This is a genomic window from Pseudomonas putida, assembly GCF_028682175.1.
In the GTDB taxonomy this organism is placed as follows: Bacteria; Pseudomonadota; Gammaproteobacteria; order Pseudomonadales; family Pseudomonadaceae; genus Aquipseudomonas; species Aquipseudomonas putida_AD.
On the sequence record NZ_JANHKS010000022.1, the window covers coordinates 35,437 to 58,399 of the forward strand.

Consider the following 22,963-nt stretch of genomic DNA (forward strand, 5'->3'; position numbering starts at 1 on the left):
GATGAGCCAGACACTCGCCCATTCAGCGCCGGTACCGGGGCAATCGCCCATGCGGCGCTTCTCCAGCCTGCTGTACCGACGGCCCAACCTGTACCTGTCGCTGCTGCTGATTCCGCCGCTGCTGTGGTTCGGCGCGATCTACCTCGGCTCGCTGCTGACCCTGCTGTGGCAGGGTTTCTACACCTTCGACGACTTCAGCATGACGGTCACCCCGGACCTGACGCTGGTCAACTTCGGCGCACTGTTCAACCCGTCGAACTTCGACGTGATCCAGCGCACGCTGACCATGGCCATCGCCGTGTCCATCGCCAGCGCCATCGTCGCCTTTCCCATCGCCTACTACATGGCGCGCTACACCACGGGCAAGACCAAGGCGTTTTTCTACATCGCGGTGATGATGCCGATGTGGGCCAGCTACATCGTCAAGGCCTACGCCTGGACCCTGCTGCTGGCCAAGGGCGGCGTGGCACAGTGGTTCGTCCAGCACCTGGGGCTGGAGCCGGTGTTGCAAGTGATCCTGGGGATTCCGGGCGTGGGCGGAAGCACCTTGTCGACCTCGCATCTGGGGCGGTTTCTGGTGTTCGTCTACATCTGGCTGCCGTTCATGATCCTGCCGATCCAGGCCTCCCTCGAACGCCTGCCGCCCTCGCTGCTGCAAGCCTCGGCGGACCTGGGCGCCAAACCTCGGCAGACCTTCATGCAGGTGATCCTGCCGCTGTCGGTGCCGGGCATTGCCGCGGGTTCGATCTTCACCTTTTCGCTGACCCTGGGCGACTTCATCGTGCCGCAACTGATCGGCCCGCCCGGCTACTTCATCGGCAGCATGGTTTACGCGCAGCAAGGCGCCATCGGCAACATGCCCATGGCCGCAGCCTTCACGCTGGTGCCCATCGTGCTGATCGCCATTTACCTGTCCATCGTCAAGCGACTGGGAGCTTTCGATGCGCTCTAAGCCGGTTATCAAACAAGGCGATCAGGCCTCATGGGGCCTGAAAATCGCCGCTTGGGGCGGGCTGGTGTTCCTGCACTTCCCGATCCTGATCATCTTCCTGTACGCCTTCAACACCGAGGACGCAGCCTTCAGCTTCCCGCCTCAAGGGTTTACCTTGAAGTGGTTCAGCGTGGCGTTCTCGCGGCCCGATGTGCTGGAGTCGATCAAGCTGTCGCTGCAGATCGCCTGCGTCGCCACGCTGATCGCCCTGGTGCTCGGCACACTGGCGTCGGCGGCGTTGTATCGCCGGGACTTCTTCGGCAAGGACGGCATCTCGCTGATGCTGATCCTGCCCATCGCCCTGCCCGGCATCATCACGGGGCTTGCGCTGTTGTCGGCGTTCAAGACGCTGGGCATCGAACCCGGGATGTTCACCATCATCGTCGGCCACGCGACCTTCTGCGTGGTGATCGTCTACAACAACGTCATCGCCCGCCTGCGCCGAACGTCCCACAGCCTGATCGAGGCGTCGATGGACCTGGGGGCCGACGGCTGGCAAACCTTCCGCTACATCATCATGCCCAACCTGGGTTCGGCGCTGCTGGCCGGCGGCATGTTGGCGTTCGCGCTGTCGTTCGACGAAATCATCGTCACCACCTTTACCGCAGGGCATGAACGCACCCTGCCGATCTGGCTGCTCAACCAGCTCAGCCGCCCTCGCGACGTACCGGTGACCAACGTCGTCGCGATGCTGGTGATGACCGTGACCATGCTGCCGATTCTCGGCGCCTATTACCTGACCCGCGGCGGCGAAAGCGTGGCCGGCAGCGGCGGGAAATGACGTAGCTGCGGACAACAAACATCCCCTGTGGGAGCGAGCTTGCTCGCGAAGAGGCCGACAGATCCAACGCATATGCCGGCCGGCAGATTGCCTTCGCGAGCAAGCTCGCTCCCACAGAAACACAACAATGAGTCTGGAGAGGACAAACCCCATGCAAACCAAACTGCTGATCAACGGCCATCTGGTCGCCGGTGAAGGTCCCGCGCAACCGGTGTTCAACCCCGCGCTGGGGCGTGTGCTGGTGGAAATCAACGAAGCCACCGAAGGCCAGGTCGACACCGCCGTGCGCGCCGCCGATGCCGCGTTCGAAAGCTGGTCGCAGACCGCGCCGAAAGACCGCTCGCTGCTGTTGCTCAAACTGGCCGACGCCATCGACGCCAATGCCGAAGAACTGGCGCGCCTTGAGTCGGACAACTGCGGCAAGCCTTATCATGCCGCGCTGAACGATGAGCTGCCGGCAATTGCCGATGTGTTCCGCTTCTTCGCCGGGGCCAGCCGCTGCATGGGCGGCTCGGCGGCGGGTGAATACCTGCCCGGCCACACCTCGATGATCCGCCGCGACCCGGTAGGCGTGATCGCCTCCATCGCACCCTGGAACTACCCGCTGATGATGGTGGCCTGGAAGATCGCCCCTGCCCTGGCTGCCGGCAATACCGTGGTGCTGAAGCCGTCCGAGCAGACCCCGCTCACCGCGCTGCGCCTGGTGGAGCTGGCCAACGACATCTTCCCGGCTGGCGTGCTCAACCTGGTGTTCGGCCGCGGGCAGACCGTCGGCAATCCGCTGGTCACCCACCCGAAGGTGCGCATGGTGTCGCTGACAGGCTCCATCGCCACCGGCTCGCACATCATTTCCAGCACCGCCGACAGCGTCAAACGCATGCACATGGAATTGGGCGGCAAGGCCCCGGTGATCATCTTCGACGACGCCGACATCGACGCCGCGGTCGAGGGCATTCGTACCTTCGGCTTCTACAACGCAGGCCAGGACTGCACCGCCGCCTGCCGCATCTACGCGCAGAAGGGCATCTACGAGAAGTTCGTCGAGAAGCTCGGCGAGGCGGTCAGCACCATCAAGGTCGGCCAGCAGGATGATCCTGAAACCGAACTCGGCCCGCTCATCACCGCGCAACATCGCGACCGCGTGACCGGCTTCGTCGAGCGCGCCGTGGCGCAATCCCACACCCGCCTGGTGACCGGCGGCAAGGCCATCGAGGGCAACGGTTTCTTCTTCCAGCCAACGGTGATCGCCGACGTGCAGCAGGACGATGAAATCGTGCGCCGGGAAGTGTTCGGGCCGGTGGTGTCGGTCACGCAGTTCGACGATGAAGCACAGGTGCTGGGCTGGGCCAATGACTCGGACTACGGCCTGGCGTCGTCCGTCTGGACCCAGGACGTGGGCCGCGCCCACCGGCTGTCTGCGCGCCTGCAGTACGGCTGCACCTGGGTAAACACCCACTTCATGCTGGTCAGCGAAATGCCCCACGGCGGGCAGAAGCTGTCTGGTTATGGGAAGGACATGTCGATGTACGGGCTGGAGGATTACACCACGGTGCGGCATGTGATGTTCAAGCACTGATCAACTCTTGTAGGAGCGCGCTTGCCCGCGATGGCAGTGTGTCAGTCGACACATCAGGTGCAGACGTACCGCAATCGCGGGCAAGCGCGCTCCTACAAGGCAACATATTCCAACGATCATTCGCGCTACCGGCAACGGCTTTAAAACAATAACCACCGATCCTGGCTGGCCCTCGCGGCACAGCCACGGGTTCGGCCATCCAAAATCTGCCGATTTTCTGGAGAAACACCATGAGCAGCGTCCCTGTTCCACCGGCCGCCGACCACGACGCCGAGCAACTGAGAAAACTGGGCTACACGTCCAACTTCAACCGCAGCATGACCCTCTGGGAAAACTTCGCGCTGGGCTTTACCTACCTGTCGCCGGTCGTCGGCGTCTACACCCTGTTCGGACTGTGCCTGGCCGCAGGCGGGCCGCCGATGTTCTGGGCCTATCTGCTGGTGGGCATCGGCCAGATGCTGGTGTGCCTGGTGTTCGGCGAAGTGGTCTCGCAATTCCCCATCTCCGGCGGCGTATACCCTTGGGCACGGCGCCTGGTGGGCAAGCGCTGGGCGTGGATGGTCGGCTGGATCTACTCCATTGCCCTGTGCGTGACCATCGCCGCCGTGGCGGTGGGTGCAGGTCCCTACCTGGCGGCCATGATGGGCTTCGAACCGAGCGCCAACACCAACATCGTCATCGCTCTGGTGCTGACGCTGTTCGCCACGCTGGTCAACCTGAGCGGCACCAAGGTACTGTCGCGCATCGCCATGTTCGGCTTTCTCTGCGAGCTGATCGGTGCGGTGCTGGTGGGCGGCTACCTGCTGATCTTCGAGCGTCATCAGCCGCTGAGCGTGTTCTTCAACACCTTCGATATCCGCATCGACGGCTCTTACCTGCCGGCCTTCCTCACCGCCTCCCTGGCCGGGATGTTCCTTTATTACGGCTTCGAAGCCTGTGGCGACGTCGCCGAAGAAACGCCCAACCCGAGCAAACAGATCCCGCGCGCCATGCGCATGACCATCTGGATCGGCGGCGCCGCCGCGATGTTCGCCTGCCTGGCGCTGATCCTCGCCGTGCCGGACATGAACGCCGTCATCAACGGCACCGACAAGGACCCGGTCACCACCATCCTCAGCAATGCCTTCGGCGTGACCGGCTCCAAAGTGGTGATGGCGATCGTCATGGTCTCGTTCATCTCCTGCGTCATCAGCCTGCAAGCCGCCGCCAGCCGGTTGCTGTACGCCTACGCCCGGGATGAAATGATCATCGGCAGCCACCTGCTCAAACGCATCTCGCCCAACACCCAAGTGCCGGTCGCTGCGCTGTTCGTCTCCGGCGTGCTGCCCGCGATCATCATCTGCATGGGCTTCGTGCTGCAGGACGCCGTCGCCACCATCGTCAGCTTCGCGGCCATCGGCATCTACCTCGCGTTCCAGATGATCGTCCTCGCCGCCCTCTTCGCCCGCATGCGCGGCTGGGTCCCGAGTGGCCAGTTCAGCATGGGCAAATGGGGCCTGCCGGTGAACCTCGGCGCGCTGATCTACGGCGTGCTGGCGATCATCAACATGGCCTGGCCGCGCACCCCGGATGCGGCGTGGTACATCAATTACTCGATGGTGCTGACCACCGTGATCGTCATCGCCCTGGGGCTGATCTACATGTGGATCGGCCGGCCGTATGACCACGGGACTGCGCCAGCCGGGGATGCGTGGAAGAGCGGGAGGTGACATAAGTGCCTGCTTGAACAACGCGAGGACAAATTCGGACGTGAGACACATCTCACGTCCCCTTTTCCTACAAACCGGCCCTTGGTTATAATTCGGCGGTATCATATTTTGATACTATGAATACCAGACAAGCCAAGACCTTAAAAATCATCTTTTCCAGGCCTGTTCCCAGCACGCTGGAATGGAGCCGAATCGAGGCTCTGTTCCATGCACTGGGCGCAAGAAGCATCGAAGGAAATGGTTCCAGGGTTCGATTCGAACTCAACGGGGTGGTGGCCACATTCCACCGCCCTCACCCAGACAAGGAAGCCAAACCGTATCAGATTCGTGATGCGCGAACGTTCCTGGAGCAAGCAGGAGTTACCCCATGAACATCATGAATTACAAGGGATACGCAGCCCGAATCAACTACAGCGACGAAGATGGTCTGTTCGTGGGACACGTTGCCGGCGTCCGCGATGTCATCGGTTTTCACGGTGAGTCCGTCCATGAGCTGCGGGCAGCCTTCGAAGAAGCGGTCGACGATTATCTCGATACTTGTGCGAAGCTGGGCCGCGCACCACAAAAAACCTATTCCGGGAAATTGAGCCTGCGCCTGGAGCCCGCGCTTCACGCCAGCGTCGCGTGCAAGGCTGAGCTTGCTCACAAAAGCATCAATCAGTGGGTCAGCGATTTGCTCTGTCACGCCACGCAAACCTGATTTTAATTTGATATCACCCGCAACCCCTGAACGTTCCCATGGTCAACAGTGAATGCGCTGCTTTGGATGGGCAGGGGTTTTTTGGCACTCATATGATGGCCAAATCGCTTAAAGCCTCATCCAACAACCATTCAATTGGATATGAATGGCAGGGACTCTTTCGATCCGGCTCCGTATACTGATTTCTTCTGACTGGAGCCTGTCCGTTGACCAGATACCCCCGCTTCCCCGCAGGTGACAGTCAGGCTGGTCTCACGCTCAGGCAGATCGACTTGAGCGCAGAGCTGAGTTGCCTGTGGGAGATTTCTCCGGACTTGCTGGCGATGGTCGATCCCAATGGCTTGTTCCTACGGGTCAGTCCTGCCTGGACGACGGTCCTGGGTTACCAATCACACGAACTGGTCGGCACTCATGTCACGAGCCTGGCTCATCCGGACGACGTGCACGCCACCGAGTCAGCGCTGACCCAGGCCACCAGCGGCGTTCTGCCATTGTTCGAGAATCGCTACCGGCACAAGGACGGTTCCTACCGCTGGATCGGCTGGACCGCAGCGCCCGACCACGGCCTGATCTTCGCCCTGGGCAAGGACATGAGCGCCGAGAAAGAGCGATCGGCTGCCCTGCGCGCCGCCGAAGATGCGTTGCGCCAATCGCAGAAAATGGAAGCGGTCGGACAGTTGACCGGTGGCCTGGCCCATGACTTCAACAACCTGCTGATGGGCATCAGCGGCAATATCGAATTGCTCAAAGGCCGTGTCGCCAAAGGCCGGACCGAGAACCTTGCGCGCTACATCGACTCGGCCCTGGAAGGCTCACGCCGGGCCGCTGCGTTGACCCATCGCCTGCTGGCATTTTCACGCAGGCAGACGCTGGATCCGCAACCTGTCGATGTCGATGATCTGGTCGACGGGATGGCCGAACTGATCAGGCGTACGGTCGGACCTTCCATTGCCATGGACATCATCGCCACGCCAGGGCTGTGGCCAACGCTGGTCGATCTGCATCAGCTGGAAAACTCCCTGCTCAACCTGTGCCTCAACGCCCGCGACGCCATGCCCGAGGGTGGCCAGGTGCTGATCGAAACCTGCAACACGCAGCTCGACCCGCTACAGGCCGCCGAGCTGGAGCTGCCTGCCGGGCGTTATGTGATGCTGTGTGTCAGCGACAACGGCTGCGGCATGACCCAGGAGGTGGTCAAGCGCGCTTTCGATCCGTTTTTCACCACCAAACCCATTGGCATGGGCACGGGGCTGGGGCTTTCGATGACCTACGGCTTTGCCCGTCAGTCCGGCGGTGGCGTGCATATCCATTCGGTGCCGGGGCGCGGCTCGCGGGTCTGCATCTATCTGCCGGCCTACACCGAGGTGGCCGCGGTGAGCGCTGAACCTCATGCACACCTTGACCCGCTGACACACACCAGTGGCGGCGAGACGCTGCTGGTAGTCGATGACGAACCCTCGGTGCGTGCATTGATGATCGAAACGCTGACCGATCAGGGCTACACAGTGCTTGAGGCGGACACTGGCCCAGGTGCACTGACCATCCTGCAATCGCGCCAGCACATTGACCTGCTGGTTTCGGATGTCGGCCTGCCCGGTGGCATGAATGGCCGGCAGTTGGCCGACGCGGCGCGGGCATTGCGACCCGGGCTCAAGGTGTTGTTCGTGACCGGTTATGCGGAAAACGCCGCACTGGGGAAGGGACGGCTTGAGCCGGGGATGCACGTGCTGACCAAACCGTTTTCGATTCCGGTGCTCAGCGAGCGGGTGAAGGGGTTGCTTGAAGGGTGACCGGTCTTGAGGCCGCCCCCGCCGGCAAGCCGTGCTGCTACGGGTTCGTCCCGAATGACGTGACCACGCGTCTCATTTGTGGGAGCTGGCTTGCCAGCGAATGCTTGGGGTCAGCCGCCATCATCGTTGCATGACCCACCGCTTTCGCGGGCGAGCCCGCTCCCACAGTCGTTAGTTTCGCGCACCGTCCTGAGCGCTCTTCAATCGCGCAAATCCGACTCGTGGATCGGTTGGTCGCGGTGGGTTGCGCGTTGGTATTGCGCCGGCCATACGGCGTTGCGACCGCCCAGGTCGTCGTCGGCGTGTAGGGGCCAGTACGGATCACGCAGCAGCTCGCGGGCCAGCAGGATCAGGTCGGCCTGCCCCGTGCGAAGGATGGTGTCGGCCTGGAAGGGTTCGGTAATCATGCCCACCGTCCCGGTGGCGATGCCCGACTCCCGGCGCACACGCCCGGCGAACTCGGTCTGGTAGCCCGGCCCCACAGGAATCTCGGCATTGGCCGCGGTCCCGCCCGAGGACACATCGATCAAGTCCACCCCCAGCGCTTTCAACCGCTTGGCCAGCTCCACGGTTTCATCCGGGTTCCAGCCATCCTCGACCCAGTCGGTCGCCGACACGCGCACGAACACCGGCAACTCCTGCGGCCAGACGTTGCGCACGGCTTCGGACACTTCCAGGGTCAGACGAATGCGGTTCTCGAACGAACCGCCGTAGCGGTCTTGGCGCTGATTGCTCAACGGCGAGAGGAACTGGTGCAACAGGTAGCCATGGGCGGCATGGACTTCCACCACCGAGAACCCTGCCTCCAGCGATCGCTTGGCGGCATCGACGAAGGCCTGGATGACCTTCTGGATCTGCGACTCGTCCAGCGGCGTGGGCGGCGTGTGCTGGGGATCGAAGGCGATCTTCGACGGCCCCCAAGGCGTCCAGCCACCTTCATCGGCCTTGATGCTGCCGTGCTTGCCCAGCCACGGGCGGAAGGTGCTGGCCTTGCGCCCGGCGTGGGCCAGTTGAATGCCGGCCACTGCGCCTTGAGCGGTGATGAATCGAGTAATGCGTTGCAGTGGGGCGATCTGCTCGTCGTTCCAGATCCCCAGGTCTTCCGGGGTGATGCGGCCATCGCGCGTCACGGCAGCGGCTTCGGTGAAAATCAGGCCGGCACCGCCCACGGCACGACTGCCAAGGTGGACCAGATGCCAGTCATTGGCCAGACCGTCGGCGCAGCAGTACTGGCACATCGGCGAAACCACGATGCGATTGCGCAGGGTCAGTTGGCGAAGGGTGTAGGGTTCAAGCAGCAGGCTCATGGGCACCTCTCAGGGTCGAGTCTAAGGTTCCTTCTCGTTCTGAACCTTGAGCCTAGTCGACAACCTGAGAGAAGTGGGGTTCCTGGTCCCTGATTCAGCGCGGCGAGATATGCGCCACCATCAATTGCACCGTCTCGTTGCCACGAAACTCGTTCAGGTCCAGCTTGTAGGCCAGTTCGACCCAGCGAATGCCCGGGTTAGGCCATACGTCACGGTCGATGCTGAACGCGATGCCATCGAGCTTCACCGTGCCACATTCGGTCTTGAGCACCATCTTCAAATGCCGTTCGCCAACGATGCGCTGCTCCACCAGCTGGAACACGCCATGGAACAGCGGCTCAGGGAAATGCTGGCCCCAGGGACCGGCATTGCGCAGGGCGCGGGCCAGTTCCAGGTGGAACTCCTCGACGGCCAGCGTGCCGTCCGACAGCAGCCGGCCGGTCAGGTCCTCTTCGGTGAGCTGACGACGCACTTCGGCATCGAAGGCATCGCAGAATGCCGGGAAGTTTTCCTCGGGCAGCGACATCCCGGCTGCCATGGCGTGGCCGCCAAACTTGCTGATCAAATCAGGATGTCGTGCCGCCACGGCGTCCAGCGCGTCGCGAATGTGAAAGCCCGGCACCGAGCGCGCGGAGCCTTTCAATACCCCCTCCCCTGCACTGGCGAAAGCGATGGTTGGGCGGTGATAGCGCTCTTTGAGGCGCGAGGCCAGAATCCCGATCACACCCTGGTGCCACTCGGCCTCGAAGAGGCACAGGCCGAACGGCATCGACTCCACAGGCAGATCCTTGAGCTGGGCCAGCGCTTCACGCTGCATGCCCTGCTCGATGGATTTGCGGTCCTGGTTCAACTCATCCAGTTGTACGGCCATTTCCCGGGCCAGGGTTTCGTCCTCACAGAGCAGGCATTCGATGCCCAGGCTCATGTCGTCCAGACGCCCGGCAGCGTTCAGTCGCGGGCCGAGGATGAACCCAAGGTCAGTCGAGGTGATGCGCGACGCCTCACGGCGGGCGACTTCCAGGATCGCGCGCAAGCCAGGCCGTGCGCGACCGGCGCGAATGCGCATCAGCCCCTGATGCACCAGGATGCGGTTGTTGGCGTCCAGCGGCACGACGTCGGCCACGCTGCCCAGCGCCACCAGGTCCAGCAGTTCGCCCAGATTCGGCTGGGCGCGGCCATTAGCCTCGAACCAGCCGAGCTCCCGCAGTCGCGCGCGCAGCGCCATCAGCACGTAGAACATCACGCCAACGCCGGCCAGCGCCTTGCTCGGAAAGGTGCAGCCGGGCTGGTTCGGGTTGACGATGGCGTCGGCGGCGGGCAGTTCATGGCCCGGCAAGTGGTGATCGGTCACCAGCACTTGCAGCCCCGCCGCCTTCGCAGCGGCAACGCCTTCGACGCTGGAAATGCCGTTGTCCACGGTCATCAGCAGATCAGGCTGGCGCTCGAGGGCCACACCGACGATTTCCGGGGTCAGGCCGTAGCCATATTCGAAACGGTTGGGCACCAGGTAATCGACATGAGCAGCGCCCAGCAGGCGCAGGCCCAGCACGCCGACGGTACTGGCCGTGGCGCCGTCGGCATCGAAATCGCCAACGATGAGAATGCGCTGGCGCTGCTCCAAGGCCGTCACCAGCAGATCGACGGCGGCATCGATGCCCTTGAGCTGCTGATACGGAATCAGCCGCGCCAGCCCCTTGTCCAGCTCATCCTGCGAAACGACGCCGCGCGCCGCGTACAGGCGAGTCAGCAAGGGTGGCAGGTCGCCGAGAAATGGCAGGGTGTCGGGCAACTGGCGTGATTCGATGCGCATGCGGTTTCCGCTGATGTTCTTCTTTTGAGCTTTTGATGTGTGGCAGAAGGCTGAGGCAGCGGATCAGCCGCGCTCACCTGCCAGCCACTGCAACTGCACTTCATGCTGGCCGCGATCGTCGGTGACGAACACCGTGCCTTCGCTGATCATCACGTCCCACTTGATCGCCCGGGGCATGTCCTTGGCCAGGGTTTCCAGCACATCCTGCGGCACCGCAGCGATGTTGACGTTCTTCAGCGCCTTGGCGGCGGGCACCACCTTGCCTTCCCAGACGCGCAGGCTGCCGTAGGCCAGCAGGCTGGTGCGCTCGGTGCGGCGCGAGCACCAGGTCAGACGGTCAACGTCCGGCTGGCCGACTTCGATCCAGTGCAGGACGCGGTCGTCCAGGCTTTTTTCCCACAATGCAGGTTCATCGACTTCCGACAGACCACGGCCGAACGACAGCTGCTCGTTGTACCAGAGCGCGTAGGCCAGCAGGCGCACGGCCATCCGTTCTTCGGTTTCGGAAGGATGGCGGGCGATGGTCTGCTTGACGTTTTCGTACACCCCGCGATCAAGGTCGGTGAGGTTCAGTTCGAATTTGTAGGTCGTGGACGGCTGGGCCATGAACGGGCTTCTAAAGGCTGGAAAGGCGCCAAGTCTACCCGATGCCGGCCCATTGAACGACCGGACCGTGCACCTTGCCAGCCGATCTGTGTAAATAGCCGGGCCGGACCCTGATCCCGGTGCTTTACTGATCCAACGGTGACGAGTGTTAAACAAATGATCCACAACGCCGATACCTTGGTGCGAGACCCTCTAGCATGAAGTACACAGCGCGGCCCGTTGCGACGACAGGCCTTAGTGATCAGGGTTGTGCCAGTCCGGGCAGCCGTCAGCTTTTTCAGGATTCATATCGACGGATGGTCAATCGTTCTTCCCACCGCCACAGAGCCGGGCTTGTGGCACTGCTTTTCACATCGGCATTGAGTACCACGGCCGGAACGGCAGAGGCCAAGGAAACGCTGACGTGGCTGTTGCGTGATTTTCCGCCGCTGACCATATTTGCAGGCCCGCAGGCCGGCCAGGGCGCCATCGACAGGATCATGCCCGAGCTGATCGCCCGCATGCCCGAATACGAGCACCAGATCATGCACGTGAACCGCGCACGGGGAACGCAGATGCTGCAGGATCCCGATGTGTTCGCCTGCGACCCCACCCTGCTGTGGACCCCGGAACGGGACAAGACCATCCTGTTTTCGATTCCGACTTACGCAACGCCGGGCAACGGCATCACCATCGAACGCAGCAACCACAAGCTGTTCGCGCCCTACCTGACTGAGGATGGCCACCTGGACCTCGCTGCGGTACTGGCGAGCAATACGGTCAAGGTCGGCATTGTCGGCGAGCGCAGCTACGGTCCGGTGATCGACAAGGTCATCCGTTCCACGACGCAGCCGGACAACCTGATCCTGCACTACGGCAACGCCGCCGTGGGCAGCATGTTGCAGATGGAACGCATGGATCGCTTCCAGGCCATCATCAGTTACTGGCCGGAGGCACGGTTTCACGCACAGCAACAGGGCATCGCGCTGGATGAACTGGAGTTTTTTCCGGTCAAGGACGCGCCCAAATACCAGTTCGCCCACATCGGTTGCTCGAAGACGGACAAGGGCCGTGCGGCCATCGAGATCATCAATCGGGAAATGCGCACGCTGCGCGTGACCCGGCTGATCGGCTTCTACGCCGAGTGGATGGTCAAGAAGGAGGAATACCTGCGCGACTCCAAAACCTTTTTCGACGACGCCGGCGAGTGAGCCGTCTGACACAGGCGAGCGGGCAAAAAGAAACCCCGAGCAGCGGGGAGACTACTCGGGGTCAACCGTGGTCCATCTTGGACCCGTACGGCAGGCAACATAAACACCGGAGCACAATGCCTGCGCCTGCCGTAATGGATAGGAGCCTATCGGACCCGGAAGGTTCCGCAGGCATCAGACAAAAGCCCGACCGGCGGCATAGGCAGCAGATTGCGAAACGTTGCGCATGGCCGCGATGACGCATGGCTCGATGCGCCCCTCTGCCACCATCAAGTCACGATGCAAGCCGTCTACCACGTCGGTCAGCTGGCGTTTGTCGCACAGTTGCCCGGCCGAAAAAACCCTTTCGATCACGATCGCACCGGCCGCATTTCTCAGCGTCACCAGACGCTCGCCATTCACGCCGGCAGCCCCCAGGCTCGCCTGATACGGTGCCAGTGCTTCGCTTAGCAGTAAGCTGATATTTTCCATCTGGTTCACCACTCAAGAGGTTGAATGCAAAGGTGCTTATCAATGACCACCGGCAAGCGCACAAAGTTCGTCCTGCCGTAGCCTGGGTGATTGCCCCCTACCCGTTCACTGGAGCATGCCTGCCCAATGTGACAGGCAGAATTCATGCCGAAGACACCGGGCGGGCGCCCTTGCACTCACTCAGTTCGGTCCAGCCCCCGACCAATCCCTGCAACTGTCCGTCCGCGAGATAAAAAGGTGCTGACCACTGCCGGGTCTCCAGCCGCCGCCCTGGGAGATCCAGGCAACGGTCCACAAGCACTGGCTCCCGTGATTGCAGCAGCCCCATGTGTTCTTCATGCATCGCCAGCGCGACAGCCTTGGGAATGAGGTCGACGTCGATCAGTCGCCGCCCGTTCATCTGCTCGAAGCTGATGCCCAACGCCTGCTCGTAACTGGCGTTGCAGGCCACCAGACGACCGGTCAGGTCCCGCACATACAGAGGCTGGGGGATGCCGTCGAACAACGCCCGCTGAAACACCAGTTGATCATTCAGCTGTCTCTGGGCGTGCATGCGTTGATGGATCTGGCGTCTGATCCTGTGGCGCCAGAACAGCGAAACGCCCACCGACAGCGTTGTCATCGCCAGTAACCAATAGACCCAACCCGGGATGCGGTGCAACAAAGGCTCCTGCGGCATGACGCCGCCGAGCCATTTCATGCGAATGGCGCGCAGTTCGGCCACGGGAAACTCCACCAGGGCCTTGTTGAGGATGCTGAGCAATTCGGGATGCTCCTTGACCACCGCCAGGCGATCCGGGGACCAGAGCCCCTCGACACCGCGTCCGACCTTCAAGCGCCCACGGCTGGCCATCACCGCTCCGGCCTCATTCTGAATGGTCGCATCCGCTTCCCCGGCCTCCACCAGCGCCCGGGCCTCCTGATAGGTCGGAACCAGCCGCAGTTTGATACCGGGCGCGCTGGTGCGGATGAACTCGAGCAGGGCATGGCCCGTCGGCATCGCCAGAACCTTTCCCGACAACTCGGTGAGGGTGACCGGGGATTCGCGATCATCACGGATCACATAGACCCAGCTGTGCCCGCCGTAGGCATAGGTGAAGTCGAGGAATTTCCGGCGTTCGGACGATTCGGCCAGCGTGGTGTTCATGTCGGCGGATCCGGCGCGCAGGACCTCGATGGCGGCCTGGGTCGAAGGCATCGCCTCATGTACGAACATCAACCCCGTCATGCGCGAGATGCGGTTGAGCACATCGATGTTCAGCCCCACCCACTGGCCGTGTTCGTCCTTGTAGATATAGGGCGGGTGCAGGGTCGAGGCCACCATCACTTGCGGGTGACGACGGACCCACGCCTGCTCGTCGGGGCTGAGGCGAATCCTCTGGCGCCCGGCATCGACGTCCAGCCCGCTGGTCCAGCGGTGCAGGATTTCACGGGCGACCGACTCGTCCAGCTCATCCAGTGACCGGTTGAACAGCCCGAGCAATTTCGCATCTTGCTCCCGCATGGCAAAGGCGAAACCTGCCGCTGGCAACAGGCTGTCGAACCGGATCTGCAACCCCAGGTAGCGGCGCATGCTGATGTAGGCACGTGCGACGACCTCATTGACGATGACAGCATCGGCTTCACCGTGCTCCAGGGCCTCCATGGCGCTGTAGAGCGTGGGCGCCAGGATGACCTGGCTTTTCGGGTAGATACGCTCCACGGCGGCGATGTCGGCGTAACCGTCCTGGAGGATCACGCGCTTGCCGACCAACCCGGCGCTCAGGGAATGGTCATTTTCCCGGACTACGACCACCGCCCGGTCTGGCAGGTATTCACCGGTGAACGCCAGACCGCCGATCCCGCGATCATAGCGATTCGCGCTGGCCAGCACATCGACGCTGCCCTCGAGCAGTGCCGCGACCATATCCTCGGGCCGGGCGAAGCCGGTGATCTGTAACGTCACCCCGAGCTTCGCGCCGACCAGGCTCAGATAATCGGCACTCAGGCCCTGATAGCGATTGCGGTCGCTGGTGATGTCGATGGGTTCGTAGTCGGCCGTTGCAATCGCGACCCGCACCACCCCACGTTCGTCGAGCCACTGGCGGTCATGGCTGTCGAGCGGTAATGCCGATTGCGCCACGAACGGCGGGCTCAGGTTGAATGGAAGCTTTTCGGTGCCGCTCGCTGCTGGCGCGAAAACACATGCCAGCACCAGGAGGGTGCACAACAGGCGTTCGATTGTTCGGGTCTGGACGGGCACTCCCTGCTTGTCCATGTTCATGTACTGCACCCCACGTATTGATCCGGGAAATCACAAATGTCCGGAAAGTGTGGCACGCACAAACAAGAAGGCCCGCTGGAGAGCGGGCCTTAGTTGTTACACGGAGCAACCGTCAGAGCGGCTTGCCACGGTTACCATGCTGGCTGACAAAGGCCTGCATGGCCTTGAGGTCGTTCGGCAGCACGGTGCAGCGCTCGTCGCGTTCGAACAAATCAGACAAATGTGCAGGCAGCTCGAGTGCTTTTCCTACACCGGCCTTCTGTACGGCTTCCGGGAACTTGACCGGGTGCGCGGTGCCCAGCACCACCATCGGCGTGTCCAGGCTGCGACGGCAATCACGGGCCGCCTTCACCCCGATGGCCGTGTGCGGATCGAGCAGCTCGCCAGTGCTGGCGAATACTTCAGCGATGGTCTCGCAGGTCTGCTCGTCGGTGACGGCCAGGGAGTCGAACAGCTTGCGGGTTTCGGTCCAGCGGTCTTCTTCGACGCTGAAACCGCCACCCTTCTTGAAGCTTTCCATCAGCTCGGCAATAGCCGCACCGTTGCGACCGTGCATGTCGAACAGCAGACGTTCGAAGTTGGACGAGACCATGATGTCCATCGACGGCGACAGCGTGGCGTGCAGGGTTTCCTTGACGTACTGGTTGCCGCTCATGAAGCGGTGCAGGATGTCGTTGCGGTTGGTGGCCACGATCAGCTGGCTGATCGGCAGACCCATGTTGCGGGCCAGGTAACCGGCGAAGATGTCGCCGAAGTTGCCGGTCGGTACCGAGAACGCCACCGAACGCGCAGGGCCGCCCAACTGCAGGGCCGCGTGGAAGTAGTAGACGATCTGGGCCATGATCCGCGCCCAGTTGATCGAGTTCACCGCCACCAGGCGCGTGCCTTTGAGGAAGCTCTGGTCAGCGAAGCTGTTCTTGACCATTTCCTGGCAGTCGTCGAAGTTGCCTTCGATGGCGATGTTGTGGATGTTGTCGCCGAAAATGGTGGTCATCTGGCGGCGCTGAACGTCCGAGACACGGTTGTTCGGGTGCAGGATGAAGATGTCGACGTTGTCGCAGCGACGGCAGCCTTCGATGGCCGCAGAGCCGGTATCGCCGGAGGTGGCACCGATGATGACCACGCGCTCGCCGCGCTTTTCCAGCACGTAGTCGAGCAGGCGACCCAGCAGTTGCAGGGCGAAGTCCTTGAACGCCAGGGTCGGACCGTGGAACAGCTCCATCACCCATTCGTTACCGTTGAGCTGACGCAGCGGCGCCACGGCGTTGTGGGCGAATACGCCGTAGGTTTCTTCGAGAATCTTCTTGAAATCGGCATCGGGAATGCTGCCGGTGACGAACGGACGCATGACCCGGAAGGCCAGTTCGTGATACGGCAGACCGGCCCAGGAAGCGATTTCTTCCTGGGTGAAACGTGGCAGGTTCTCAGGGACGTACAGACCGCCATCGCTGGCGAGGCCGGCGAGCAGGACGTCTTCGAAATTCAGGGCCGGCGCCTGGCCGCGAGTACTGATATAGCGCATTGGGGCAAACCTTTGGTTTGAGCGGCAAGCTCCAAGCTGCAAGCCACAAGTAAAAGCGAATCCGTTTTTACCTGCCTGGCGCAGCATGAAGCTCACCGCGAAGTTGTTTTGCTCTTGCTTGAAGCTTGCAGCTTGAAGCTTGTAGCTGTCTTAGTTCAGATGTTCTACGCGGATACGAACGACCGGGCCGGCAACGCCTTCCAGCGCTTCCAGGGCCTGGATGGCGTCGTTGATGCGCTTTTCCACCACGCGGTGAGTCAGCAGGATCATCGGGACCAGGCCGTCCTGTTCCTCGGCTTCCTTCTGCATGATCGACTCGATGTTGATGCCGCGCTCGGACAGGATGCTGGCCACCTGAGCCAGTACGCCCGGGTGATCCTTGGCCTGGATGCGCAGGTAGTAGGCACTCTCGCACGCCTCGATCGGCAGGATCGGGTGGGCCGACAGCGAGTCCGGCTGGAAGGCCAGGTGCGGCACGCGGTTTTCCGGGTCGGTGGTCAGGGCACGCACCACGTCCACCAGATCAGCGACCACGGACGATGCAGTCGGCTCCATGCCGGCGCCGGCGCCGTAGAACAGCGTCGAACCTGCGGCATCACCGTTGACCATGACGGCGTTCATCACACCGTTGACGTTGGCGATCAGGCGATCGGCCGGGATCAGCGTCGGGTGCACGCGCAGCTCGATACCGGCCGGCGTACTGCGGGCCACGCCCAGGTGCTTGATACGGTAGCCCAGCGCTTCGGCATAGTTGACGTCAGCGGTGGTCAGCTTGGTGATGCCTTCGGTGTAGGCCTTGTCGAATTGTAGCGGGATGCCGAACGCAATGGACGCCAGGATGGTCAGCTTGTGCGCCGCATCGATGCCTTCGACGTCGAAGGTCGGGTCGGCTTCGGCATAACCCAGCGCCTGGGCTTCGGCCAGCACGTCAGGGAAGGTACGGCCCTTCTCGCGCATCTCGGTCAGGATGAAGTTGCCGGTGCCGTTGATGATGCCCGCCACCCAGTTGATGCGGTTGGCAGACAGGCCTTCACGAATGGCCTTGATCACCGGAATGCCACCAGCCACAGCGGCTTCGAACGCGACGATCACGCCCTTCTCGCGGGCCTTGGCGAAGATTTCGTTGCCGTGCACGGCGATCAGCGCCTTGTTCGCAGTAACCACGTGCTTGCCATTCTCGATGGCCTTGAGCACCAGTTCGCGGGCGACGGTGTAGCCACCGATCAGCTCGATGACGATATCGATTTCGGGGTTGCTGGCCACGTCGAATACATCGGCGGTGGTCGCGGTACCGGTAATCTGGCAATTGGGGTTTGGCCTACGCATGGCAATCTGCGCCACTTCGATTCCACGCCCGGCACGGCGGGCAATTTCCTCGGCGTTACGCTTTAGCACATTGAAGGTACCGCCACCGACAGTACCCAGCCCACAGATGCCTACTTTGACCGGTTTCACTATGAACTCCCCATGAAACGGCCGGCGTTCAGCCAGCCGTGAAACAGCCGCATTGCAGTGCGGCTCACTGTTGAATTACTTGGCGCTCAATGCCAGTTTGGCGACTTGCGGCGCCGGCTGGTAGCCCGGGATCACCTGGCCGTCGGCCAGAACGATGGCCGGCGTGCCGTTCACGCCGATTGACTGGCCGATCTCGAACTGCTTGGTGACCGGGTTATCGCACTTGGGCGCCTTGATGTTCTTGCCATCGACCATGCGGTCCATGGCGTCGCGACGATCCTTGGAGCACCACACCGCCTGCAGTTGTTCGTCACCCGGCGAGCCCAGGCCCTGACGCGGGAACGCCACGTAACGCACTTCGATGCCGCGCTTGTTCAGCTCAGGCACTTCGCCATGCAGTTTGTGGCAGTACGGGCAGGTGGTGTCGGTGAATACGGTGATGTGCGATTTGGTTTCACCCACGGCCGGATAAACCACCATCTCGGCGCTCGGAATGCCGTTGATGGTCTTGGAGATCGCCTGACGCTCGACCTTCTCGGTCAAATTGACCGGCTTGCCGCCCTGGATCTGGTACAGGTTGCCCTGCATCACGAACTGGCCATCGGCGCTGGCGTAGAGCACGCGGCCGCCCTTGAGATTGACCTCATACAGGCCATTGAGCGGGCTGCTGGAAATACTTTCGACAGGAATCTCCAGGTTCAGCGATTCCAGGGTCTTGCGGATGGCCTTGTCGGACGCTTCGTCGGCGTGGGCGAACAGGCTGAAGGTGCTGGCCAGCGCTACGACGGCAGCGCCAATAATACGAGTCACGCGCATGAAAACTCCTCGGGCGGTGAGCAGACGGGCGAAATGGAAAACGTTGGACACAAGCGGTACCGGAAGGTTTTCGTGGCTCCAATCTGCGAAACCGGCAAAGCCTATCACATAAGGCTCGCAACACCGACGCCGACTGATGTAAGACACGTCGTTTATTGCCTGGGGTTTTATCCTCGCGGGTGATGCGTGGCGTGCAGATCCTGCAGGCGGGCGCGGGCAATGTGGGTGTAGATCTGGGTGGTGGACAGATCGCTGTGGCCCAGCAACATCTGCACCACGCGCAGGTCGGCGCCGTGGTTGAGCAAGTGGGTGGCGAAGGCATGGCGCAGCGTGTGGGGCGACAGCGACTTGCCGATCCCGGCAACTTTTGCCTGGAGTTTGATGCGGTGCCAGAAGGTCTGGCGCGTCATCTGCTCGCCGCGCAGGCTGGGGAACAGTACGTCGCTGGGGCGGCCGTTGAGCAACTCCTGACGGGCGTCACGCATGTAGCGCTCGACCCAGACAATGGCCTCTTCACCCATGGGCACCAAACGCTCCTTGCTGCCCTTGCCCATGATGCGCAATACACCCTGGCGCAGGTTCACCTGCTCCAGCGTCAGGCTGACCAGCTCCGTGACGCGCAGCCCGCAGGCGTAGAGCACTTCCAGCATGGCCCGGTCACGCTGGCCGATGGCTTCGCTCAGGTCGGGGGCTGCGAGCAGCGCCTCGACGTCGGCTTCGGAGAGGGACTTGGGCAGCGGCTTGCCGAGCTGCGGCATGTCGACCTGCAAGGTTGGATCGACCGAAATCAGCTTTTCGCGCAGCAGGTACCGGTAGAAGCCCCGCACTCCCGACAGTAATCGTGCAGTGGAGCGCGCCTTGTAGCCATTGTCCACGCGCCAGGCCAGATGATCGAAAATCGCCCCACGCCCCACCGCCATCAGGTCGATGCCTCTTTCCTGCAACCACCCGTTGAACAGGGTGAGGTCGCTGCGGTACGAATCGCGGGTGTTGTCCGACAGCCCCTTCTCAAGCCACAAGGCGTCGAGAAAGCGGTCGATCATGGGGTGGTCGATGGCGGGCATGGAATTGGTCTTGAAAGGGGAACAGCGGGAGTCTTTCATATCCAACAGACCAGCACAAAACTGTAGGAGCGCGCTTGCCCGCGACGGCGTCATGTCTGACCCAGATATGCTGCCTGACACACCGCGGTCGCGGGCAAGCGCGCTCCTACCAAGCAAGTAGCCGGGCATATCTCCTGTAGGAGTGAGCTTGCTCGCGATAGCGCTGTGTCAGGCCCTGATGCGGTGACAGCTACACCGCAATCGCGAGCAAGCTCACTCCTACAGGGATTGGGGCGTTTGCGCGATCCGGGGCTGACCACCTACCCGTAGCAGCACGGCTTGCCGGCGGGGCGGCCTTGCGGATGCCCCACAGGCTCGGCCCATAACACCGTAGGACCGCGCTTGCCCGCGACGGCGGCGCGTCTGACCCAAATATGCCACCTGACACACCGCAGTCGCGGGCAAGCGCGCTCCTACAGGGATTGGGGCGTTTGCGTGATCTGGGGCTGATCACCGCACCGTAGCAGCACGGCTTGCCGGCGGGGCGGTCTTGCGGCTGCCCCACAGGCTCGGCCCATAACACCGTAGGAGCGCGCTTGCCCGCGACGGCGTCATGTCTGACCCAGATATGCTGGCTGACACATCGCGGTCGCGGGCAAGCGCGCTCCTACAGGGATTGGGGCGTTTGCGCGATCTGGGGCTGACCACCGCACTGTAGCAGCACGGCTTGCCGGCGGGGGCGATCTTGCGGACGCCCCGCAGCCTCGGCCCATAACACCGTAGGAACGCGCTTGCCCGCGACGGCGGCGCATCTGACCCAGATATGCCACCTGACACACCGCGGTCGCGGTCAAGCGCGCTCCTACAGGGATTGGGGCGTTTGCGCGATCTGGGGCTGACCACCGCCTCGTAGCAGCACGGCTTGCCGGTGGGGGCGATCTTGCGGACGCCCCGCAGCCTCGATCCATAACACTGTAGGAGCGCGCTTGCCCGCGACGGCGGCGCGTCTGACCCAGATATGCCACCTGACACACCGCGGTCGCGGGCAAGCGCGCTCCTACAAAGCAAGTAGCCGGGCATATTTCCTGTAGGAGTGAGCTTGCTCGCGATAGCGTTGTGTCAGGCCCTGATGCGGTGACAGATACAACGCAATCGCGAGCAAGCTCACTCCTACAGGGATCGTGTAAACACCGGGCATAAAAAAAGCAGCCCGAAGGCTGCTTTCTTGTGCATCGAAAAACCGGCCTTAAACCAGTTTTTCCTTGATGCGAGCTGCTTTACCCGACAGGTCACGCAGGTAGTACAGCTTGGCCTTGCGAACGTCGCCGCGACGTTTCACAGCCATGCTGTCGATTTGCGGGCTGTAGGTCTGGAAAGTACGCTCAACGCCAACACCGTTGGAGATTTTGCGAACGGTGAACGCACTGTTCACACCACGGTTACGCTTGGCGATTACAACGCCTTCGAACGCCTGCAGACGAGCGCGATCGCCTTCCTTCACTTTAACCTGAACGACAATGGTGTCGCCCGGTGCAAATGGAGGGATCTCTTTGGTCATCTGCTCTGCTTCGAGGGCCAGAATGATTTTGTTTGTCATGTTGTGCTCCTAAGGTAAATCGTTCGGATCTACCATCGATACGTTAACTATCGTCCCGCTCGCGGAGGTATTCCGTAAGCAGCTTGTTCTCTTCTCCAGAAAGCGAGCGCCTTTCCAGAAGATCGGCACGTCGTTCGTAGGTCCTCCCAAGGGACTGCTGCAAACGCCAGCGCCGGATATGTGCGTGGTTGCCACTGAGCAACACGTCGGGTACACGCTGATCCGCATACACCTCAGGTCGGGTGTAGTGCGGGCAATCGAGCAGACCATCCGTGAAGGAGTCTTCCTCCGCGGAGTCCGCATGCCCTAAAGCTCCGGGCAGCAGTCGTGTAACCGCATCGATCAGGACCATGGCCGGCAGCTCACCGCCAGACAACACGTAATCCCCTATCGACCACTCTTCATCGACATGCGCTTCAATGAAACGCTCATCAATGCCTTCATAACGACCCGCAATCAGGATCAGTGCCTGTTCCTGGGCCAGTTCGCGTACAGCGGACTGCTCCAGCTTGCGGCCTTGGGGCGAGAGGTAAATCACCTTCGCCGCCTCCCCTGCTGCCTGCCTGGCCTGGACCAGAGCATCTTCCAGGGGCTTGATCTTCATCACCATGCCAGGGCCACCGCCAAAAGGGCGATCGTCCACAGTGTGATGCCGATCCGTGGTGTAGTCCCGCGGATTCCAACAGGTAAGCTGCAACACCTCCTGTTTCACCGCACGGCTGGTAATGCCGTATTCGCTGATGGCGGAAAACATCTCGGGAAACAGCGTGATGACTTCTATGCGCAGGCTGGCCATTGCTAGAAATCCGCGTCCCATTCCACCTTCATCTCGCCTGCAACCAGATCGACGGCCAACACGCATTGCTCCGTATAGGGCAACAGGCGTTCGCGATCATCAAGGCTGCCTGCGCAGGGCTTGACCACCATTACATCATTGGCGCCGGTTTCCAGAAGATGATCGATCTTCCCGAGCAGTTGCCCAAGACCATCAATGACCTTCAGACCTTGCAGCTGGTACCAGTAGTACTCGCCGTCGGTCAATTCAGGGAACAGGTTGCTTGGCACGCAGATCTCGTAACCGGCCAGAAGACGAGCTTCTTCACGATCATCAAGACCCTTGAGCTTTGCGACCAGGAACTTGTCAGTTCCGCGTCCGCTGACCAGCTCGACCTGTTTCACACTACCTTCGCGCTTGAGCGTCCAGGTTTTGTACTGCAACAGGTTTTCAGTCGGATCGGTAAAGGAATACACCTTCACCTCGCCGCGAACGCCATGTACCGAATAAATCTTGCCGATGACGATGAGATCGTCGGCAGAAGCTGGCGTCGCGTTCATA

19 protein-coding genes and 1 pseudogene are annotated in these 22,963 nt (G+C 61.9%); 8 read left to right on the top strand and 12 right to left on the bottom strand.

Annotation, left to right across the window (positions count from 1 at the left end; genetic code table 11):
- Position 1 precedes the first annotated feature (1 nt).
- The 7 genes and pseudogenes from NPS29_RS16295 to NPS29_RS16325 form a co-directional block, all read left to right on the top strand.
- Positions 2-952: an ABC transporter permease gene (locus tag NPS29_RS16295; RefSeq protein ID WP_274133766.1), complete on the top strand. Its 951-nt coding sequence runs from the start codon at positions 2-4 to the stop codon at positions 950-952.
- The gene (locus NPS29_RS16300; RefSeq protein WP_274133767.1) at positions 942-1,772 is read left to right on the top strand and encodes an ABC transporter permease; all 831 of its coding nucleotides are present in this window, start codon (positions 942-944) and stop codon (positions 1,770-1,772) included. Before NPS29_RS16295 ends, NPS29_RS16300 begins: the two co-directional genes overlap by 11 nt.
- Positions 1,773-1,923: 151 nt before the next feature.
- Positions 1,924-3,348, top strand: a complete 1,425-nt coding sequence (locus NPS29_RS16305) for a gamma-aminobutyraldehyde dehydrogenase (protein ID WP_274133768.1) — start codon at positions 1,924-1,926, stop codon at positions 3,346-3,348.
- Positions 3,349-3,578: 230 nt separating this feature from the next.
- Positions 3,579-5,057 (top strand): APC family permease, encoded by a 1,479-nt coding sequence (locus tag NPS29_RS16310; protein WP_274133769.1) that lies wholly within the window; start codon positions 3,579-3,581, stop codon positions 5,055-5,057.
- Between the two features lie 116 nt (positions 5,058-5,173).
- On the top strand, positions 5,174-5,428 hold the full coding sequence (locus tag NPS29_RS16315) for a type II toxin-antitoxin system HicA family toxin (protein ID WP_274133770.1): 255 nt from the start codon (positions 5,174-5,176) through the stop codon (positions 5,426-5,428).
- A complete protein-coding gene (locus NPS29_RS16320) occupies positions 5,425-5,757 on the top strand; it encodes a type II toxin-antitoxin system HicB family antitoxin (RefSeq protein WP_274133771.1) in 333 nt (110 codons plus the stop codon). Before NPS29_RS16315 ends, NPS29_RS16320 begins: the two co-directional genes overlap by 4 nt.
- A gap of 281 nt (positions 5,758-6,038) precedes the next feature.
- Positions 6,039-7,547: pseudogene (locus NPS29_RS16325) on the top strand (response regulator); the annotation flags it as partial.
- A 200-nt stretch (positions 7,548-7,747) separates the two neighbouring features.
- On the opposite strand, the gene NPS29_RS16330 reads toward NPS29_RS16325, so the two are convergent.
- The 3 genes from NPS29_RS16330 to NPS29_RS16340 all read right to left on the bottom strand — a co-directional run bounded on the left by NPS29_RS16330 (position 7,748) and on the right by NPS29_RS16340 (position 11,270).
- On the bottom strand, positions 7,748-8,854 hold the full coding sequence (locus NPS29_RS16330; RefSeq protein WP_274133773.1) for an NADH:flavin oxidoreductase/NADH oxidase: 1,107 nt from the start codon (positions 8,852-8,854) through the stop codon (positions 7,748-7,750).
- Between the two features lie 94 nt (positions 8,855-8,948).
- Positions 8,949-10,664 carry a single-stranded-DNA-specific exonuclease RecJ gene (gene recJ, locus NPS29_RS16335; protein ID WP_274133774.1) on the bottom strand — a complete coding sequence of 572 codons (1,716 nt, stop codon included), beginning with the start codon at positions 10,662-10,664 and terminating at the stop codon, positions 8,949-8,951.
- Between the two features lie 63 nt (positions 10,665-10,727).
- Complete coding sequence (locus NPS29_RS16340; RefSeq protein ID WP_274133775.1) at positions 10,728-11,270, bottom strand: YaeQ family protein; 543 nt, start codon at positions 11,268-11,270, stop codon at positions 10,728-10,730.
- Between the two features lie 296 nt (positions 11,271-11,566).
- Here NPS29_RS16340 and NPS29_RS16345 point away from each other — a divergent pair, with 296 nt between their 5' ends.
- Entirely contained in the window at positions 11,567-12,460 is an 894-nt protein-coding gene (locus tag NPS29_RS16345; RefSeq protein ID WP_425312517.1) for a TIGR02285 family protein, read from the top strand.
- Positions 12,461-12,634: 174 nt separating this feature from the next.
- On the opposite strand, the gene NPS29_RS16350 is transcribed toward NPS29_RS16345, so the two are convergent.
- The 9 genes from NPS29_RS16350 to rimM all read right to left on the bottom strand — a co-directional run bounded on the left by NPS29_RS16350 (position 12,635) and on the right by rimM (position 22,962).
- A complete protein-coding gene (locus NPS29_RS16350) occupies positions 12,635-12,931 on the bottom strand; it encodes a DUF3509 domain-containing protein (protein WP_274133777.1) in 297 nt (98 codons plus the stop codon).
- A gap of 142 nt (positions 12,932-13,073) precedes the next feature.
- Complete coding sequence (locus tag NPS29_RS16355) at positions 13,074-15,194, bottom strand: transporter substrate-binding domain-containing protein (RefSeq protein ID WP_274133778.1); 2,121 nt, start codon at positions 15,192-15,194, stop codon at positions 13,074-13,076.
- A gap of 112 nt (positions 15,195-15,306) precedes the next feature.
- Positions 15,307-16,716: a threonine synthase gene (gene thrC / locus NPS29_RS16360; RefSeq protein WP_274133779.1), complete on the bottom strand. Its 1,410-nt coding sequence runs from the start codon at positions 16,714-16,716 to the stop codon at positions 15,307-15,309.
- A gap of 150 nt (positions 16,717-16,866) precedes the next feature.
- Entirely contained in the window at positions 16,867-18,171 is a 1,305-nt protein-coding gene (locus NPS29_RS16365; RefSeq protein WP_274133780.1) for a homoserine dehydrogenase, read from the bottom strand.
- Between the two features lie 75 nt (positions 18,172-18,246).
- Positions 18,247-18,987, bottom strand: a complete 741-nt coding sequence (dsbC, locus tag NPS29_RS16370) for a bifunctional protein-disulfide isomerase/oxidoreductase DsbC (RefSeq protein ID WP_274133781.1) — start codon at positions 18,985-18,987, stop codon at positions 18,247-18,249.
- A gap of 167 nt (positions 18,988-19,154) precedes the next feature.
- A complete protein-coding gene (xerD, locus tag NPS29_RS16375; RefSeq protein ID WP_274133782.1) occupies positions 19,155-20,051 on the bottom strand; it encodes a site-specific tyrosine recombinase XerD in 897 nt (298 codons plus the stop codon).
- Between the two features lie 1,225 nt (positions 20,052-21,276).
- Positions 21,277-21,627 carry a 50S ribosomal protein L19 gene (rplS, locus tag NPS29_RS16380; protein WP_037012438.1) on the bottom strand — a complete coding sequence of 117 codons (351 nt, stop codon included), beginning with the start codon at positions 21,625-21,627 and terminating at the stop codon, positions 21,277-21,279.
- 43 nt (positions 21,628-21,670) lie between these two features.
- On the bottom strand, positions 21,671-22,423 hold the full coding sequence (gene trmD, locus NPS29_RS16385; RefSeq protein ID WP_274133783.1) for a tRNA (guanosine(37)-N1)-methyltransferase TrmD: 753 nt from the start codon (positions 22,421-22,423) through the stop codon (positions 21,671-21,673).
- Positions 22,424-22,425: 2 nt separating this feature from the next.
- Entirely contained in the window at positions 22,426-22,962 is a 537-nt protein-coding gene (gene rimM / locus NPS29_RS16390) for a ribosome maturation factor RimM (RefSeq protein ID WP_274133784.1), read from the bottom strand.
- Between the last annotated feature and the right edge of the window lies 1 nt (position 22,963).

Excerpts from the sequence above, each read along its gene's own strand:
- NPS29_RS16295 (WP_274133766.1), top strand. The coding sequence starts at position 2 with ATGAGCCAGACACTCGCCCATTCAGCGCCGGTACCGGGGCAATCGCCC.
- NPS29_RS16300 (WP_274133767.1), top strand. The coding sequence starts at position 942 with ATGCGCTCTAAGCCGGTTATCAAACAAGGCGATCAGGCCTCATGGGGC.
- NPS29_RS16305 (WP_274133768.1), top strand. The coding sequence starts at position 1,924 with ATGCAAACCAAACTGCTGATCAACGGCCATCTGGTCGCCGGTGAAGGT.
- NPS29_RS16310 (WP_274133769.1), top strand. The coding sequence starts at position 3,579 with ATGAGCAGCGTCCCTGTTCCACCGGCCGCCGACCACGACGCCGAGCAA.
- NPS29_RS16315 (WP_274133770.1), top strand. The coding sequence starts at position 5,174 with ATGAATACCAGACAAGCCAAGACCTTAAAAATCATCTTTTCCAGGCCT.
- NPS29_RS16320 (WP_274133771.1), top strand. The coding sequence starts at position 5,425 with ATGAACATCATGAATTACAAGGGATACGCAGCCCGAATCAACTACAGC.
- NPS29_RS16330 (WP_274133773.1), bottom strand. The coding sequence starts at position 8,854 with ATGAGCCTGCTGCTTGAACCCTACACCCTTCGCCAACTGACCCTGCGC.
- recJ (WP_274133774.1), bottom strand. The coding sequence starts at position 10,664 with ATGCGCATCGAATCACGCCAGTTGCCCGACACCCTGCCATTTCTCGGC.
- NPS29_RS16340 (WP_274133775.1), bottom strand. The coding sequence starts at position 11,270 with ATGGCCCAGCCGTCCACGACCTACAAATTCGAACTGAACCTCACCGAC.
- NPS29_RS16345 (WP_425312517.1), top strand. The coding sequence starts at position 11,567 with ATGGTCAATCGTTCTTCCCACCGCCACAGAGCCGGGCTTGTGGCACTG.
- NPS29_RS16350 (WP_274133777.1), bottom strand. The coding sequence starts at position 12,931 with ATGGAAAATATCAGCTTACTGCTAAGCGAAGCACTGGCACCGTATCAG.
- NPS29_RS16355 (WP_274133778.1), bottom strand. The coding sequence starts at position 15,194 with ATGAACATGGACAAGCAGGGAGTGCCCGTCCAGACCCGAACAATCGAA.
- thrC (WP_274133779.1), bottom strand. The coding sequence starts at position 16,716 with ATGCGCTATATCAGTACTCGCGGCCAGGCGCCGGCCCTGAATTTCGAA.
- dsbC (WP_274133781.1), bottom strand. The coding sequence starts at position 18,987 with ATGCGCGTGACTCGTATTATTGGCGCTGCCGTCGTAGCGCTGGCCAGC.
- xerD (WP_274133782.1), bottom strand. The coding sequence starts at position 20,051 with ATGCCCGCCATCGACCACCCCATGATCGACCGCTTTCTCGACGCCTTG.
- rplS (WP_037012438.1), bottom strand. The coding sequence starts at position 21,627 with ATGACAAACAAAATCATTCTGGCCCTCGAAGCAGAGCAGATGACCAAA.
- trmD (WP_274133783.1), bottom strand. The coding sequence starts at position 22,423 with ATGGCCAGCCTGCGCATAGAAGTCATCACGCTGTTTCCCGAGATGTTT.
- rimM (WP_274133784.1), bottom strand. The coding sequence starts at position 22,962 with ATGAACGCGACGCCAGCTTCTGCCGACGATCTCATCGTCATCGGCAAG.